This is a genomic window from Arthrobacter sp. NicSoilC5 (genome assembly GCF_019977395.1).
Taxonomy (GTDB): Bacteria; Actinomycetota; Actinomycetes; order Actinomycetales; family Micrococcaceae; genus Arthrobacter.
The window spans coordinates 2,324,983-2,340,995 of the sequence record NZ_AP024660.1 but is presented as its reverse complement, the minus strand read 5'-3'; the positions used below and the strand labels follow the sequence as shown (position 1 = coordinate 2,340,995).

At 67.8% G+C, this 16,013-nt stretch carries 15 protein-coding genes; 8 read left to right on the top strand and 7 right to left on the bottom strand.

The window, feature by feature from the left end; genetic code table 11:
• Nucleotides 1-112 precede the first annotated feature (112 nt).
• Nucleotides 113-1,348 carry an amidohydrolase gene (locus tag LDO22_RS11015; RefSeq protein ID WP_224027116.1) on the top strand — a complete coding sequence of 412 codons (1,236 nt, stop codon included), beginning with the start codon at nt 113-115 and terminating at the stop codon, nt 1,346-1,348.
• Here the strand turns inward: LDO22_RS11015 and LDO22_RS11010 are convergent.
• Nucleotides 1,345-2,181 carry a helix-turn-helix transcriptional regulator gene (locus LDO22_RS11010; RefSeq protein WP_224027115.1) on the bottom strand — a complete coding sequence of 279 codons (837 nt, stop codon included), beginning with the start codon at nt 2,179-2,181 and terminating at the stop codon, nt 1,345-1,347. The two genes, LDO22_RS11015 and LDO22_RS11010, sit on opposite strands and share 4 nt — an antisense overlap.
• A gap of 85 nt (nt 2,182-2,266) precedes the next feature.
• On the opposite strand from LDO22_RS11010, the gene ilvD reads away from it, so the two are divergent.
• From ilvD to LDO22_RS10990, 4 genes are all read left to right on the top strand, one after another.
• Nucleotides 2,267-4,126 (top strand): dihydroxy-acid dehydratase, encoded by a 1,860-nt coding sequence (ilvD, locus tag LDO22_RS11005; protein ID WP_159630514.1) that lies wholly within the window; start codon nt 2,267-2,269, stop codon nt 4,124-4,126.
• A gap of 115 nt (nt 4,127-4,241) precedes the next feature.
• Complete coding sequence (locus LDO22_RS11000; protein ID WP_159630516.1) at nt 4,242-5,060, top strand: oxygenase MpaB family protein; 819 nt, start codon at nt 4,242-4,244, stop codon at nt 5,058-5,060.
• 92 nt (nt 5,061-5,152) lie between these two features.
• Nucleotides 5,153-6,370, top strand: coding sequence for an MFS transporter (locus tag LDO22_RS10995; protein ID WP_224027114.1), 1,218 nt, complete (start codon nt 5,153-5,155; stop codon nt 6,368-6,370).
• Between the two features lie 45 nt (nt 6,371-6,415).
• The gene (locus tag LDO22_RS10990; RefSeq protein ID WP_224027113.1) at nt 6,416-6,811 is read left to right on the top strand and encodes a cupin domain-containing protein; all 396 of its coding nucleotides are present in this window, start codon (nt 6,416-6,418) and stop codon (nt 6,809-6,811) included.
• 73 nt (nt 6,812-6,884) lie between these two features.
• Here LDO22_RS10990 and LDO22_RS10985 read toward each other — a convergent pair whose 3' ends face one another.
• Entirely contained in the window at nt 6,885-7,307 is a 423-nt protein-coding gene (locus LDO22_RS10985) for a universal stress protein (protein ID WP_224027112.1), read from the bottom strand.
• 202 nt (nt 7,308-7,509) lie between these two features.
• On the opposite strand from LDO22_RS10985, the gene LDO22_RS10980 reads away from it, so the two are divergent.
• Nucleotides 7,510-8,172, top strand: a complete 663-nt coding sequence (locus LDO22_RS10980) for a hypothetical protein (protein WP_224027111.1) — start codon at nt 7,510-7,512, stop codon at nt 8,170-8,172.
• A gap of 16 nt (nt 8,173-8,188) precedes the next feature.
• Here LDO22_RS10980 and LDO22_RS10975 read toward each other — a convergent pair whose 3' ends face one another.
• From LDO22_RS10975 to LDO22_RS10955, 5 genes are all read right to left on the bottom strand, one after another.
• Nucleotides 8,189-9,547 carry an LLM class flavin-dependent oxidoreductase gene (locus LDO22_RS10975; protein WP_224027110.1) on the bottom strand — a complete coding sequence of 453 codons (1,359 nt, stop codon included), beginning with the start codon at nt 9,545-9,547 and terminating at the stop codon, nt 8,189-8,191.
• Nucleotides 9,548-9,568: 21 nt separating this feature from the next.
• Nucleotides 9,569-10,351, bottom strand: a complete 783-nt coding sequence (locus LDO22_RS10970; RefSeq protein ID WP_224027109.1) for an ABC transporter ATP-binding protein — start codon at nt 10,349-10,351, stop codon at nt 9,569-9,571.
• A complete protein-coding gene (locus LDO22_RS10965; RefSeq protein WP_224027108.1) occupies nt 10,327-11,181 on the bottom strand; it encodes an ABC transporter permease in 855 nt (284 codons plus the stop codon). The genes LDO22_RS10970 and LDO22_RS10965 overlap by 25 nt, the downstream gene beginning before the upstream one ends.
• Complete coding sequence (locus LDO22_RS10960) at nt 11,178-12,296, bottom strand: ABC transporter substrate-binding protein (protein ID WP_224027107.1); 1,119 nt, start codon at nt 12,294-12,296, stop codon at nt 11,178-11,180. The genes LDO22_RS10965 and LDO22_RS10960 overlap by 4 nt, the downstream gene beginning before the upstream one ends.
• A 388-nt stretch (nt 12,297-12,684) precedes the next feature.
• The gene (locus LDO22_RS10955; protein WP_159630535.1) at nt 12,685-13,578 is read right to left on the bottom strand and encodes a helix-turn-helix transcriptional regulator; all 894 of its coding nucleotides are present in this window, start codon (nt 13,576-13,578) and stop codon (nt 12,685-12,687) included.
• Nucleotides 13,579-13,718: 140 nt separating this feature from the next.
• Here LDO22_RS10955 and LDO22_RS10950 point away from each other — a divergent pair, with 140 nt between their 5' ends.
• Nucleotides 13,719-14,735: a zinc-dependent alcohol dehydrogenase family protein gene (locus LDO22_RS10950; protein WP_224027106.1), complete on the top strand. Its 1,017-nt coding sequence runs from the start codon at nt 13,719-13,721 to the stop codon at nt 14,733-14,735.
• A gap of 152 nt (nt 14,736-14,887) precedes the next feature.
• Nucleotides 14,888-15,928, top strand: coding sequence for an NAD(P)-dependent alcohol dehydrogenase (locus LDO22_RS10945; protein WP_224027105.1), 1,041 nt, complete (start codon nt 14,888-14,890; stop codon nt 15,926-15,928).
• Nucleotides 15,929-16,013: the final 85 nt, after the last annotated feature.

The following is a 16,013-nucleotide window of genomic DNA, read 5'->3' as shown; positions in this document are numbered from 1 at the left end:
AGGCGGGATTTCCCGCCGCCGGCCGCTTTTGGTTGCCCATGGACACCATCCAGGGGTGCTGCCTATGGTGGCCGTGAGGGGCCGGCTGCCGCCGGCCGGAAGGAGCCTTCAGATGGAACTGGCCAACAACGCTGCGGACGGGATCGAGCAGGAGCTGGCCTGGCAGGTCCCGCTCTACGAACAGCTCCACCGGAATCCGGAGCTCGGCCTCGCCGAACACCAGACCTCCGCTGCTGTTGCGGCGAAGCTGGCGGCCTGGGGGTTCGACGTCCGGCACTTTGGCGGCACCGGCGTGGTGGGCGTCCTGGCCAACGGACCCGGCCCGGGTGTCCTGGCCCGGGCCGACATGGACGCCCTCCCGGTCACCGAGGCAACCGGGGCACGCTACGCCTCCGCCGTCCCGGGGGTGATGCACGCGTGCGCTCACGACATGCACGTGGTCGCGCTGCTCGGCGCGGCAAAGTACCTGGCAGACCACCGGGATGCCTGGCGGGGAACCTACACCGCCCTGTTCCAGCCGGCAGAGGAGACGGCCGCAGGCTCGCAGGCAATGCTCGACGACGGCCTGGCCGCCGGAATCCCGCGCCCGGACGTCGCGCTGGCCCAGCACGTCATGCCCACCGAAGCGGGAACCATCGGCACCACGCCGGGCCCGGTGCTCTCGGCCGGCGACTCTGTACGGATTACCGTCCACGGCCGCGGCGCCCACGGCTCCATGCCGCACAAGTCCGTGGATCCGGTGGTGCTCGCCGCCTCGATCGTCCTCCGCCTGCAGACCGTGGTGTCCCGCGAAACGATTCCAGGGGAGTTCGCAGTGCTGACTGTTGGCTCGGTGAGCGCCGGAGCCACGGCCAACATCATCCCGGACCGGGTGGAGCTGCTGCTCAACCTCCGCACGTACGACCTTGCCGTCCGGGCCGCCATGGTGGCCGCCATCGAGCGGATAGTACGGGGCGAGTGCGCAGCCGCCGGCTCGCCGCAGGAACCGGAGTTTGAGTATTACGACCAGTACCCGCTGACCAGCAACGATGCGGAGGCCAACGCCCGGGTCACTGCAGCCTTCACCAGGGCCTTCGGCACGGACGCTGTCTACCGCACCACTCCGCAGACGGCGTCAGAGGACTTCAGCCGCATCCCTGACGCTTTCGGCATCCCATACGTCTATTGGGTGGTCGGCTCCGTTCCCCCGGAAACCTACCGGCGGGCGGTGGCGAATGGCACGGTGGACGCCGACATCCCTGCCAACCACTCGCCGTCGTTCCTGCCCGCCGTCGAGCCCACCCTCCCCATGGCCACCAGGGCCCAGGCGGCTGCCGCGCTCGCCTACCTCGGTGCGGACGAAGCCTAGCCGGCCACGGACAGCAGGGACTTCATCTGCGCTGCGGCGTCGCTGCCCGGGGCCGGTGTGTACACCACGAGGTGCAGGTCCGGCCGGTCCGACGGGGACACCTGGTGGTGTTCCAGTTGCAGCACCCCCACGGCCGGATGGTGGAAGAGGCGCTCGCGGGACTCGAAACCCAGGATGTCGTACAGGTCCCAGCCCTGCCGGAACTCCGGGCTTGCTTCCTTGAGCCGTTCCACCTGGTACTGGATGTCCGGATCGCCCAGCCGCTGCCCGGTTTCGGCCCGGAACTCCGCAAGGAACCGCTTGCTGGTGGTGTCCCAGTCCGGCAGCAGGTTCCGGACGTAGGGATCCGTGAACACCAGCCACAGCAGGTTCCGGTCCGCCGCCGGCACCGTGGCGATGTTGGGGTACAGCGCCGCATAGGCCCTGTTCCACCCTGCCACGCCCCAGTCCGGAAACAGGGCGAAGGACGGATTGGGGTCCAGGGCATCCAGGAGGCGCTGGATGTGGGGCGGGGCGGTATCGGCTGCCGGCCCAGCAGGGGCTGCTGAGGCGTAGCCGCCCAGCGACAGGACGTAGCCCAGGCCGGTGCTGGACAGATGCAGTGCGCGGCTGATGGCCTCCAGGACCTGCCGTGACGGGCTGATGTCCCGGCCCTGCTCCAGCCACGTGTACCAGGTGACGCTGACGCCGGAAAGGAACGCCACCTCCTCGCGGCGGAGCCCCCGCTCCCGCGTGCGGCCCACGGGCGGCAGGCCGTAATCGGCCCGCAGCGCCTGGTCGCGCCGGGCCCGGAGGAAGAGCCCCAGTTCTTTGCGGCGGCCGGGATTGTTCACCTCAAAATACTATTACTCTGGTACTCCTACTACTAGTAGCAGCGCTGTCTTCCACCCAGCCCTGCAAGGCAAGAGGATGGTAAGCATGCCTGCACTCCGCTCTAAAACAGTCACCCATGGCCGCAACATGGCCGGCGCCCGCGCACTGCTGCGCGCCTCCGGCGTCGCCAACTCCGATATCGGCAAGCCGATCATCGCCGTCGCCAACTCCTTCACCGAATTCGTCCCGGGCCACACCCACCTTGCCCCGGTGGGCCGGATCGTCTCCGATGCGATCCTCGCCGCCGGCGCCGTGCCGCGCGAGTTCAACACCATCGCCGTGGATGACGGCATCGCCATGGGCCACAGCGGCATGCTCTACTCGCTGCCGTCCCGCGACCTGATCGCCGACTCCGTTGAGTACATGGTCAACGCCCACTGCGCCGACGCCCTGGTCTGCATCTCCAACTGCGACAAGATCACCCCCGGCATGCTCATGGCAGCCCTGCGCCTGAACATCCCCGTAGTCTTCGTCTCCGGCGGCCCCATGGAAGCCGGCCGCGTGACCCTGACCGACGGCTCCGTCCGCTCCCTGGACCTGGTCAACGCGATCGCCGACGCCGTGGATGAGTCCATCTCCGACGCGGACATCAACCTCATCGAAGAGAACGCCTGCCCCACCTGCGGTTCCTGCTCCGGAATGTTCACCGCCAACTCCATGAACTGCCTCACCGAGGCCATCGGCCTCTCCCTGCCGGGCAACGGCTCCGTGCTGGCCACCCACACCGCCCGCAAGGCGCTGTACGAGAAGGCCGGCGCCACCGTCGTCGAGCTGGTGAAGCGCTATTACGACGGCGACGACGACTCCGTGCTGCCCCGCTCCATCGCCACCGCCAAGGCCTTCGACAACGCCATGGCGCTGGACATCTCCATGGGCGGCTCCACCAACACCATCCTGCACCTGCTGGCCGCGGCCCAGGAGGCCGGCGTGGACTACGGCCTGGCCGAGATGGACGCCAAGTCCCGCCAGGTGCCCTGCCTGGCCAAGGTGGCCCCGAACGTGGCCAAGGACAAGACCTACTACATGGAGGACGTGCACCGCGCCGGCGGCATCCCGGCCCTGCTGGGCGAGCTGAACCGCGGCGGCCTCCTGCACAAGGATGTCCACTCCGTGCACTCCGCCGACCTGGACGGCTGGCTGGACGACTGGGACATCCGCGGCGGCAAGGCCACCGACGAGGCGCAGGCCCTGTGGCACGCGGCTCCCGGCGGCGTCCGGTCCTCCACCGCGTTCTCGCAGTCGAACGAGTGGACCTCCCTGGACACCGACGCTGAAGGTGGCTGCATCCGCTCGGTGGAGCACGCCTACTCCAAGGACGGCGGCCTGGCCGTGCTGCGCGGCAACATTGCCGTGGACGGCGCCGTGGTGAAGACCGCCGGCGTGGACGAATCCATCTGGACCTTCTCCGGGCCGGCTGTGGTCTGCGAATCCCAGGACGAAGCCGTGGAGAAGATCCTGAACAAGCAGATCAAGGAAGGCGACGTGGTGGTGATCCGCTACGAAGGCCCCAAGGGTGGTCCGGGCATGCAGGAGATGCTCTACCCCACGTCCTTCCTCAAGGGCCGCGGCCTGGGCAAGAAGTGCGCGCTCATCACGGACGGCCGCTTCTCCGGCGGTACGTCCGGCCTGTCGATCGGCCACATCTCCCCGGAGGCTGCGTCAGGGGGAACCATCGCGCTGGTGGAGGACGGCGACATCGTCAGCATCAACATCTCGCAGCGCTCCATGGAGCTGGAGGTCTCTGACGAAATCCTCGCCGAACGCCGCGAGAAACTGGAAGTCAACGGCGGGTACAAGCCCAAGGACCGGGACCGCCAGGTTTCCGCTGCCCTGCGTGCCTACGCCGCCATGGCCACCTCTGCGGACAAGGGCGCCGTCCGGGACGTGTCCCTCCTGGAGCGCTAACGCCCCACACCCGGGCAGGGGAGGAGGCAGGACAGGTCCTGCGGCCCTCCTCTGCCCGGGCACAACGGGCCAAAGGGCCCGTCCTGATGTCCTGCCCCTCCGGTACCCTGTTCACATGGTGCAGGGAGAGGCCGATTTCCGGGCTGAAGGCATCCTGCTCGCCGGGGCAGGACGGGCCATTCTGCTGCAGCTTGCCAACCCCGCGATCGGCCGCGGCGTGGCGGCGCACAGCACGTTCACCCAACGCCCGGTAAACCGTCTCAAGGGCACTCTCACCTACGTCTACGGCATCGTGTACGGAACGGAGGAGCAGGCCAAGGAAGTCCGGCGCAGGGTGAACCACGCGCACGTTCCGGTACGCCGCACGGCGGCCGAACCGTCCGCCGGCTACAACGCCTTCGATCCGGCACTGCAGCTCTGGGTGGCGGCAACGCTCTATGACACCGCGTTGACCATCGTCGAGAAGATCCGCGGCCCGCTCGGCGACGAGGCGGCCGACGCAATGTACCGTGACTACGCACGGATTGGGACCGCCCTGCAGCTTCCACCGGACATGTGGCCGAAGGACCGGGCGGCGTTCAGACGCTACTGGGATGAGCAGCTTTCAACCCTCCGTGCCGAGGAGGAAGGCGTGCGCGTGGGGCGCGGCCTGCTGTTCCCCAAGCACACCGCACTCTGGTACCGCGCCATCATGCCGTCCGCGAGGTTCCTCACCGCCGGGCTCCTCCCGGAGCAACTGCGGAAGGACTACGGCCTCGCATGGAGCGACCGCCACCAGCACCGCTTCGACCGGACATGGCGCGTCCTTGCGGTGGCCTACCCCATGCTGCCGCTGCGCATCAGGCACTGGTTCAAGGACTACTGCCTGGCAGAACTGGAAAAAGACCTGCGGAAGAGCCCGCACAACATGCAGCGGCAAGGAACCTCTGCATAGTTCCACGGCAGCCTTGCCCTAAAGGGGGTCTGCCAAAACCGGTTTCAGCAGGGCCCTCGCTAGGGCTCCGGGAGCACGGTTTGATGGAAGGCATGGCCCCCGAAACAACTGTCACCAGCACCCGTGCGCCCCAAGAACCAGGCGTGCAGCACCACGCGCACTGGGGAGGCGTCTTCGCGATGTCCCTGTGCGTCTTCGCCCTGATCGCCTCCGAATTCATGCCGGTCAGCCTGCTCACCCCAATGGCCGCCGAACTCCGGGTTTCCGAGGGGATGGTGGGGCAGGGCATCGCGATCTCCGGCCTGTTCGCCGTCGCCACCAGCCTGTCGGTGTCCACGCTGGCCGGCAGCATGAACCGCAAGACCCTGCTGCTGGGCCTGACCACGGTGATGGCCGTCTCCGGTGCGCTGGTCGCCATGGCCCCGGGCTACCTGCTCTTCATGGTGGGCCGTGCCCTCATTGGCGTGGTCATCGGCGGTTTCTGGTCCATGTCCGCAGCCACCGCCATGCGGCTGGTGCCGGCCCACCAGGTGCCGCGCGCCCTGGCGGTCTTCAATGGCGGCAACGCCCTGGCCACCGTGCTGGCTGCGCCGCTGGGCAGCTACCTGGGCTCATTTATCGGGTGGCGTGGAGCGTTCTTCTGCCTGGTTCCCGTGGCGGTGCTCGCCCTGGTCTGGCAGTGGATCAGCCTTCCTTCCATGCCGGTGGAAAAGCGGGCGTCCGGAAACATCCTCGGAATTTTCGCCGCCTTCAAGAGCCCGGCTGTCGCCTGGGGGATGGCCGCCTGCGGCACCTTCTTCATGGGCCAGTTCGTCCTGTTCACCTACGTCCGTCCGTTCCTGGAGCGGGTGACCGGCGTGGAGGTGGCCACTGTGTCGCTCGTACTGCTGGTGATGGGTGTGGCAGGGTTTGCCGGCACCATGCTGATTGGCCGGTTCCTGGGGAAGGGCCTGTACCGGACACTGGTCACCATCCCGGCCCTTATGGCGCTCATCGCCGCCGCCTTGGTCCCCACCGGCGGCTGGCTCGCCGTCGTCATGGTCCTCCTGGGCGTTTGGGGGCTGCTGTCCACGGCCGCCCCGGTGGGCTGGTGGAGCTGGATCGCAGAGGCCATGCCCCACGACGCTGAGGGCGGTGGGGGCCTGATGGTGGCCGTCGTCCAGACCTCGATCGCCGTCGGATCAACGCTGGGTGGCGTCCTGTTCGACTCCGCCGGCCACGGCGGCGCCTTCCTGGTGGCCGCCGCTGCCCTCGCGGTCTCGTCGGTCCTGGCGTTCGTGACGGCACGGATCACACGCCGGAGCGCCTGACCCGCCAACAAACTTTCCAGTCAACCGAACTCACAGGAGGAGAACATGAAGTACACCAAGAGCGGCGGCCAGACAGGAGCCGGACCGAAGGAATGGTTCACCGGCTCCGTGCAGATTGACGGCATCCGCAACCCCGATGAACAGTCAGCGGTCGGGTGCGCCCATGTCCGATTCGCCCCCGGGGCCCGCACCGCCTGGCACCACCACCCCAAGGGCCAGACCCTTTATGTCACGGACGGCATCGGGCTGGTGGCGCGGCGCGGCGGGCAGGTCCAGGAAATCCGTCCCGGCGACGTGGTCTTCATCGAGCCGGGGGAGGAGCATTGGCACGGTGCGACCCCGGAGCGCTTCATGGCCCACGTCGCCATGCAGGAAGCGGACGAAAACGGGCAGGTGGTTACCTGGCTCCAGCATGTCACCGATGAGGAATACGGGGCCTAAGAACCCTTAACGACGGTGGGCGGACGACGGCGGGAAGTCCCGCCGTCGTCCGCCCACTACCTTGCGGGGCAGCTTAGTCCTCGTAGGTGTTCGCGATGTAGACGTCGCACGGGGCGTTGTGCGCCACGCTGTTGGCGACGCTGCCCAGGAGCCGGCCGATGCCGCGCATCCTCCGGTTACCCACCACGATCACCCGGGCATCCAGCCGGATGGCTTCCTTGATCAGCGAATCCGCCGGCTTGCCGCGGGCGGCGAAGTGGGTGATCTGCACTCCCGGCCGCGATGCGCCCAGGGATTTTGCCACCATCTCCGAGCTGTCCGCGTTGGAGATCCTCACCTTGTCCGAGCCCACCCCAAAGGTTTCGGCGTTCTCGATCTCAAAGGCAGTCACCACATGGAGGGACGCTCCCAGTGACTCCGCCAGGTCCAGCGCCACTTCTGCGGCCTTCCGTGCGGACGGGCTGGCATCCACACCTACTACAACTACTCCACTCATCGTTTCGCTCCTTCGTCATTCCCGGCATACAACGTCCATTGGCCAGTCTAGGGACTACCCGCCCGGAGCCCGCCTAACCGTAGACTCTGCAGGGGGGTCATGACTGGGTTGATGGGGGAACATGGACGAGCTTTCCAAGCAGGCTGCACAGGATCGGACGGGCCTGCCACCCGTCTATGTGGACGTGCCGGATAAATCAGGAATGCCCGGTGCAGGTACCAGCAGACTCCTGAACACCGGCCTGACCGAGGCTGAGGCAACCGTGGCCGCGGAACCGGCACCGGCCCTCCACCCTTCCAGGAAACAGGAACGCCGGACCATCCTCCTGCGCGCCATCTGGATTTTGGGGTGCATCACCGCGGGAGTGATGCTGGGACTCTACAAGGATGCGGTCCAGGACCGGGATGCCGGACAAGCTGGCTGGGTGTTGACAGCGCTGGCCGTCCTCGTCCCGTGCCTCCTCGTGCTGGGCGCCTACCCGACGTGGAAGAGACGGCAGTTCCTCAAGGACTATAAGCAGCGGCACCAGGCATGGGTGGCCCGTTTCATTGGTAACTGGCCGCTCCGGGAGCGGCTGACCGATGTGAATGCCATCGCCGATGTCTGGCAGCGGGTCAGCACCCGGACCATGGCGGACACTTTGGAAGCAGGCCGGGACACCATCCTGGCCCAAGGGTCCCCGGGGGACCGTCCCGCCAGGCTGTTGGCCGAGGCACTCGCGGCCGTGGATGCCTGGGCGCGGGCACCCTGGCCGGATCCGGCCCTGTACCGTGCTGCCCAGGATGCCGTCGACCGGTTCGGCGAACTGGCAGGCCGGCGGCGTGCGGACGCCGTGCCGCCCGCACCGCCGCCGAACTTTCCCTGACAATCACCGCCGCCGGTCAAACCGAGGCGGCGTCCAGTTGCCTGCCGTTCCGGGTTTCGGGCCGCGCCAACCCATAGTGCTCCCGCAGGGTCCGTCCGGTGTACTCCGTGCGGAACAGTCCGCGTTCCTGCAGGATGGGCACCACCTGGTCCACGAACGCCTCCAGCCCGGAGGGGAGCACCGGCGGCATGATGTTGAAGCCGTCCGCGGCCCCGCCGTCGAACCATTCCTGGATGGCATCCGCCACCTGCACGGGCGTGCCGGTGAAGGTGCGGTGCCCGCGGCCGCCGCCAAGCCTCCCGATCAGCTGGCGAACGGTGAGTTGTTCGCGCCGGGCCAGTTGCACGATCAGGGTGTAGCGGCTCTTGGCGCCTTCGATTTCGTCCTCGCTGGGCAGGTTGTCCGGCAGTTGGCGGTCCAGCGGCAGGTCCACGGGGTCCACGCGGAGGGTCCGGGCCAGCTGGATCCGGGCGTATTCGGGCTTGATCAGCCGGTCCAGTTCGCGCTCCAGCTCCAGCGCCTCTTCCTCGGTGGCACCGATCACGGGGACGATGCCCGGGAGGATCTTGATGGTTTCCGGATCCCGGCCGGCAGCCGCGGTGCGGGCCTTCAGGTCGCGGTAGAACTCCTGCGCGTCGGCCAGGGTCTGGTGCGCGGTGAAGACGGCATCCGCGTACCGGGCGGCGAGGTCCTTCCCGTCCTCCGAAGAACCTGCCTGGACGATCAGCGGGTGCCCCTGCGGCGAACGCGGAACATTGAGCGGGCCGCGGACCTTGAAATGCCTGCCCTGATGGTCAATAGTCCGGATCCTGCCCGCATCACCCCACACGCCTCCGGCCTTGTCCGCCAGTACGGCGTCGTCCTGCCAGCTGTCCCACAGCTTCTGGGCCACTTCGATGAATTCCGCGGCGCGCTCGTAGCGGACGGCGTGGGCGGGCTGGTCGTCGACGCCGAAGTTCCGCGCGGCGTCCGGGCCTGCCGTGGTCACCACGTTCCAACCGGCGCGCCCGCCGCTGGCCCAGTCCACCGAGGCGAAGCGGCGGGCCAGGTTGAACGGTTCGTTGTAGGTTGTGGAGGCCGTGGCGATCAACCCGATGCGCTCGGTGGCGCCCGCGATGGCGGTGAGCAGCACCGTGGGCTCCAGCTTGCCGGCGGGGCGGCGGCCCACCTCGCCGAACAGGACAGGGGAGTCGGCGAAGAAGATGGAGTCCAGCTTGCCGCGCTCTGCAGTGCGGCCGAGCTGCTGGTAATGCTCCACCTTGGTTCCCGCATAGGGATCGCTTTCCGGCAGTCGCCACGACGCCTCGTGGTGGCCGGTGCTCATGAGGAAGGCGTTGAGGTGGAGTTGGCGCTGGGATGGGTACTTCGATGTCATGACGTGCTCCTTGCAGTTTGGTTAGCGGCCGACGGCGGCCGGTTCAGTAGTGCGCGCGGCCTCGACGCCCAGCGCCGTGAGGAGGTCGCGGCGCAGGGATTCGTGCCCCGCGGCATCGGCGGAAGAGCGGATTGCGGGTGGCACCGGGCGGACGGTGGCGATGCGCCCGCGGTCCAGGACCACGATCCGGTCCGCCAGCGCGATGGCCTCGTCCACGTCGTGGGTGACCAGCAGGACGGCTGGCCGGTGGGCCGCCACCAGGTCCTGGAGCAGCCCGTGCATCCTGATCCGGGTCAGGGCGTCCAGCGCGCCGAACGGCTCGTCGGCCAGCAGCAGCTGCGGTTCCCGGACCAGCGACCGGGCCAGCGCCACGCGTTGCTGCTCACCGCCGGAAAGCTGGTGCGGCCACGCCTTTTCACGTCCGGCGAGTCCCACTTCGGCGAGGGCCTTGCGGGCCCGGGCATCGGCGTCGTGCTCCCGGACGCCCAGGGTGACGTTGCCCAGGACCGTGTCCCACGGCAGCAGCCGGGAATCCTGGAAGACCACGGACACGCGGTCCGGAACGCTGATCACGCCGCCGCCGCGGACCTCGTGGTCCAGGCCGGCCAAGCCCCGCAGCAGGGTGCTTTTGCCGCAGCCGCTGGGGCCAAGCAGCGCCACGAATTCGCCGGGCGCGATGTCCAGGTCCACACCGTCCAGGACACTCTTGGTGCCGAAGCTGCGGACCAGCTTTCGCACGGAAACGGCGGACGGTGCTGCTGGTGCAGATGCGGCGGCGGTCAGCCCGCCAGGGTGCGCTGCCATGACAGGGCCTTTCGTTCGATGAAGCGGACAATGCCGTCGGAGAGGAGGCCCAGGATGCCGTAGACGGCCAGGCCCAGGACGATGATGTTGGTCTGGCCGTAGGTGCGCGCGAGCTCCATCATGTAGCCGATGCCGCTGGTGGCGTTGATCTGCTCCACCACCACCAGGGACACCCAGGCGCCGGTGACCGCGAAGCGCAGGCCCAGGAAGAACCCGGGCAGTGCGCCGGGGAGGACCACCTTGCGGATGAAGCCGGCCCGGCTTAGCCCTACGGTCTGGGCGAGTTCCACGAAGCGCAGGTCGATGCCGCGCAGCCCTGCGTGTGTCTGCAGGTAGACGGGAACGAAGACGCCAAGGGTGATGGTGAGGACCTTCATGGTCTCGTCGATGCCGAACCAGAGGATCAGCAGCGGGATCAACGCCAGGCCCGGTATGGCGCGCTTGATCTGCACCGGGCCGTCGATCAGCGCCTCGCCCACCCGGCTCAGTCCGGACAGGAGCGCCAGCACGGCGCCCACCACGATTCCGAAGAACAGCCCCAGGCCTGCGCGCTGGGCCGAGATGGCGAGGTTCTCCTGGAGGCGGCCGTCCGTGATGAGCTCACCGGCGGTGGCCACCACGGTCCACGGCTCGGACAGGATCCGCGGGTCAAGCAGCCCCGTGGCGGAAGAGGCGGTCCAGAGCAGGAGCAGAGCCAGCGGGCCCACCCAGGCCAGCCGCCGGCGTCGTCCGGGCCCAAGCCTCTTCCCTGTGGGCCGCACGTCGGGCTGTTCAGCCAGTGCCGGGTCCGGGCGTGCCGCCGCCACGGGACGTTCCAGCACGGCGCTCATGCGGCACCCGCCTTTCCGGCGGAAGCGAAGGCAGTGCCTGCGATGGCTTCGAAGCGGGTGTCGTAGAGGTCGGCCGCCGTCAGCTGCGGCTTCTTCTGTTCACGGGCCAGGAGATCGATGGTTTCCTGGTGCCGGGCGATGGCGTCCGTCCAGGACGTTGGGATGTCCCGCTTGCCGGTGGCGTCGATCAGGTACTGGCCGTCCTCGCGGGACAGGCCCTGGTCCTTGACGTAGTAGCCCTCCAGCCACTCGGCCGGGTGGTCTTCGATCCAGCGCTGGGCCTTGCCCCAGACCTTCACGTAGGTGGCCAGTGCGGCGGCCTTCGCGGGATCCGCCAGGACTTTGGCGGGGGAGTAGAGGAGGCTGGGATCGTCCCGCAGCCCGTGGCGGATGGTGGTCCCGCCGTCGGCCTTGTACTTGGCCAGGTACCGCTTGATCTGGACGCCGCCCAGGGGAGCTGCGTCCACCTGCCTGCTGGCCAGCGCCGTGGCATAGGCATCCCCGGTGCTGGGCAGTTCCACGAGCTTGACGTCCTCCTGCTTGAGCCCGGCCTTGTCGAGGATCCGCAGGACCAACGCGCCCTGGGCCTGGCCGGGGCTGTAGGCAATCTTCCTGCCGCGGAGGTCCTCGAGCCGGGTGATGCCTGCTCCCGGGGCCAGGCCGAGTTCATAGATGGGGTGGCCCACGGCGTCCTGCCGGTACCCGGCGGCGATGATGCGGACGTCCAGTCCGGTCCAGGTGGCGTGGATGGGCGGGATGTCCGCCACGGAACCGGTGTCCAGCGCATTGGCCCGGAAGGCCTCGGTGGTTTGCGGGCCGCCGGAGATGTTGGCGAACTCCACGGTGAAGCCGTCCAGTTCCTTGATCAGGCCGGACAGTTCCAGCGCCACCTTGATGCTGGGGTCGCCCACCTTGATGGTGGTGCCGGCAGGGACGCTGGCTGCCAGTGGCTCCAGGGCGCCCTGGCTGATCCGCTCACTGCCGGCCGTTGCCGCTCCGCCGCAGGCTGAGAGCAGCCCGACGGCGGGCACCGCCAGGAGCGCGCCCAGGGCACGGCGGCGGGAAAAGGCGGGGATGCCCAGGGCGGGATTGGGTGGTGATGCTGGGAAGGACATGGTGTTCCTTTCGGGAAGTTTCCGGGTACGACGACGGCGCCCGGGGTGGGTGCCCGGGCGGGCGTAAAGGGGTGGATGGGTCCGCCCGTGCGGCGGGATGAGGGTGCTTGAGGAGCTGTGTTTTGGTGAGGTTCCTGAATGCTGCGTTCGGCGTGGCCGGTGCCGTGCAAACACCTAAACATGGCCCGGAGGGTGTTGGCCAGCGTCACGCAACGGACGCTAAACGCGGCGAAACGGCGCTACTTATGGCGCCATTCTTGGGACATAACAGGCAATGCTGCGCCACGAACCGAAACCTGGGTTAAGGGAACCGCAACGGCAGTTCATGTGACTGGACGTGGATTCCGGGCCGCCGGATGGTGCGGCGGGTGCCGGCCCGGGCAGGTTTCTAGCCGCCCACCTTCGCCTGCACCGTTTCCACGATGTTTTCGGTGACGGCCCAGGAGGCCAGGAGCTTGAGGGCTTCCTCGGACGGGCTGCCGGGGGTGGCGGGATAAACGGTGAGGGTATGCCCCGGGTCCTCTTCCAGGCCCAGCACCTGGTAGTTCAGCTCGAGGAGTCCCACCACGGGATGCTGGAAGAACTTGGTGCCCGCGTAGTGGCGGCGGACGTTGTGGGCTGCCCACAGCGTGCGGAATTCGTCGCTGCGCATCGAGAGTTCACCAATGAGTTCGGCAATGCCCTTGTCATGGGGATTGCGGCCGGCCTCCCGTCGCAGGATGGCCACGTTGGTGTTGGCCGCCCGGTCCCAGTCCGTGTAGAAGTTGTGCGCGCGGGGGTCCAGGAAGATGAACCGGGAGTGGTTGGCCGGCCGTGACGGAGTGCGGTACATGTCCGAATACAGGGCATAGCCCAGGGTGTTGGCGGCCACGATGTCCAGGCGGTTGTTGCCGATGAAAGCCGGCGCCTCCGTGATGGCATCCAGCAGGTACTGCAGCTCCGGCCGGACCTTGGACGGGGCGGAGCCGCCGGTACCCGCAGCCCGCTTGCGGCCCGAGGTGTTGGCCGCCCGGGCCAGGTCATAGAGATGGTCATGCTCGGCGCGGTCCAGTTCCAGGGCACCGGCGATGGCATCCAGGACGCTGTCAGAAACGCCGTGCAGGTTTCCCCGTTCCAGCCGCGTGTAGTAGTCCACGCTGACTCCGGCCAGCCGCGCCACTTCCTCGCGCCGGAGCCCCGGTACACGGCGGCGGCCGCCATAGGGTTCGATGCCGGCCTGCTCGGGGGTGATCCGCCCACGGCGTGAAGACAGGAACTGCCGTACCTCGGCTCGGTTATCCATAGGGAACACGTTACGACGGATGGCAGGACCCTAAGGAGGTTCTGCCAGAACCAGTTACAGCAGGGCCCTCGCCAACGGTGCCGGGGCCGGGTTTGATGGGACTGTCCCTTTCAGCCGTTTCACCATGTGGAGGACCCAGCATGCGCGCAACCATCATGCACGCGCCCGGAGACGTCCGGGTCGAGGATCGTGACAAACCAGCCGTCCGGCAGCCCACGGATGCGGTCATCAAACTCGTTGCCGCCTGCGTCTGCGGGTCGGACCTGTGGCCCTACCGCGGCGCTGACAAAATTTCCAAGCCCGCGCCGATGGGCCACGAGTACGTGGGAATCGTCGAGGAAGTCGGTGCCGGGGTCAGGAATGTCCGCCCTGGACAGTTCGTCGTCGGGTCATTTTTCGCCTCGGACAACACCTGCGACATCTGCCGCTCCGGCTACCAGAGCGCGTGTGTCCACCGCCAGGGCGTGGGCGGTGCACAGGCGGAATACATGCGCGTCCCGCTCGCAGACGGCACCCTGGTGGCAACACCCGGCATGCCCGACGCCGCCAAGGTTCCGTCGCTGCTTGCGGCCTCCGACGTCCTGGGGACAGGATGGTTCGCCGCGAAGGCGGCCGAGGTGGGCCCGGGCAAGACAGTGGCAGTAGTGGGCGACGGCGCCGTGGGACTTTTGGGGGTCCTCGCAGCGCAGCAGATGGGTGCTGAACGGATCATCGCCATGTCCCGCCACGCGGACCGGCAGGCGCTGGCACGCGAGTTTGGCGCCACTGACATCGTGGAGGAGCGCGGGGACGAGGGCGTGAAGAAGATCAAGGAACTCACCGGCGGCCTTGGCGCGCACTCCGTCCTCGAAGCCGTGGGCACGCAGGAATCGATGCTGCAGGCCATCCACGCCACCAGGGCAGGCGGCCATGTGGGCTTTGTGGGAGTCTCCCACGATGTGGCGCTGCCCGGGCGGGACCTGTTCTACTCGCATGTGCACCTGCACGGCGGCCCTGCTCCGGTCCGGCAATACCTGCCGGAGCTGATCGACCTGATCCTCGGCGGCACGATCAATCCCGGAAAAGTGTTTGACTTGGAACTCCCGCTCGAGCAGGCCGCGGACGCGTATAAGGCCATGGACGAACGCCGCGCCATCAAGGTGCTGCTGCGCCCCTAGCGCATCCTTGCCCCGATGGCCCACACGGGCCCAAAGGGTAGGACTCTCAAGACCAGTCACAACAGGGCCACCTTGGTGCCCCCTTTTCCCGGGTTTGCTCCGAACAACCCCGGTAGCATTTATATGTCCCCCCAACAGATCACAGGAGAACCATGACTACCGTCAAGGCTTATGCATCCCCGTCCGCCACGGAGGACCTGGTGGCTACCACCATTGAGCGCCGCGAAGTGGGCCCTCACGACGTCCTGATCGACATTAAGTTCGCCGGCATCTGCCACTCGGACATCCACACCGTCCGCGGTGACTGGGGCCCGCAGCAGTACCCGCTGGTGCCCGGCCACGAGATTGCCGGCATCGTCACCGAGGTGGGGGCCGAGGTGACCAAGCACAAAGTGGGCGACCGCGTTGGCGTTGGCTGCATGGTCAACTCCTGCCGGGAATGCGTCAACTGCCAGAAGGGCGAGGAGCAGTACTGCCTCAAGGGCAACACCGGCACCTACGGCGCGGTTGACCGCGATGGCACCATCACGCAGGGTGGCTACTCCACCCACGTTGTGGTCACCGAAGACTTCGTCGTCACCATTCCCGAGGGCATCGACCTCGACGTCGCCGCACCGCTGCTGTGCGCCGGCATCACCACCTACTCGCCGCTGCGGCACTGGGGTGCCGGTCCCGGCAAGAACGTTGCCGTCGTCGGCCTCGGCGGCCTGGGCCACATGGCCGTCAAGCTGGCCCACGCCATGGGAGCCGAGGTGACCGTCCTGTCACAGTCGCTGAAGAAGCAGGAGGACGGCCTGAAGCTGGGCGCCGACCACTACTTCGCCACGAGCGACGAGAACACCTTCTCCGAACTCGGCGGCTCCTTCGACCTGATCATCAACACGGTCAGCGCCTCGATCGACATCAGCTCCTACCTGGGCCTGCTGAAGCTCGACGGCGCCCTGGTCAACGTGGGCGCCCCCGCGGAACCGCTTCCCGTCAACGCCTTCGCGCTGATCGGCGGACGCCGTTCCTTCGCCGGTTCCATGATCGGCGGCATCCGCGAGACCCAGGAGATGCTGAACTTCTGCGCCGAGCACGGGCTTGGTGCCGAGATCGAAGTCATCCCGGCTGAGAAGATCAACGACGCCTACGAGCGCGTGCTGGCATCGGATGTCCGGTACCGCTTCGTGATCGACACCGCCACCTTCTAAAGCACCACCCCCGCTTTCACGGCGCGCGCGGCGGGCCGGCTCCCACAAGGGGCCGGGCCGCCGTCGGGCTTTAAAAAGCGGACGA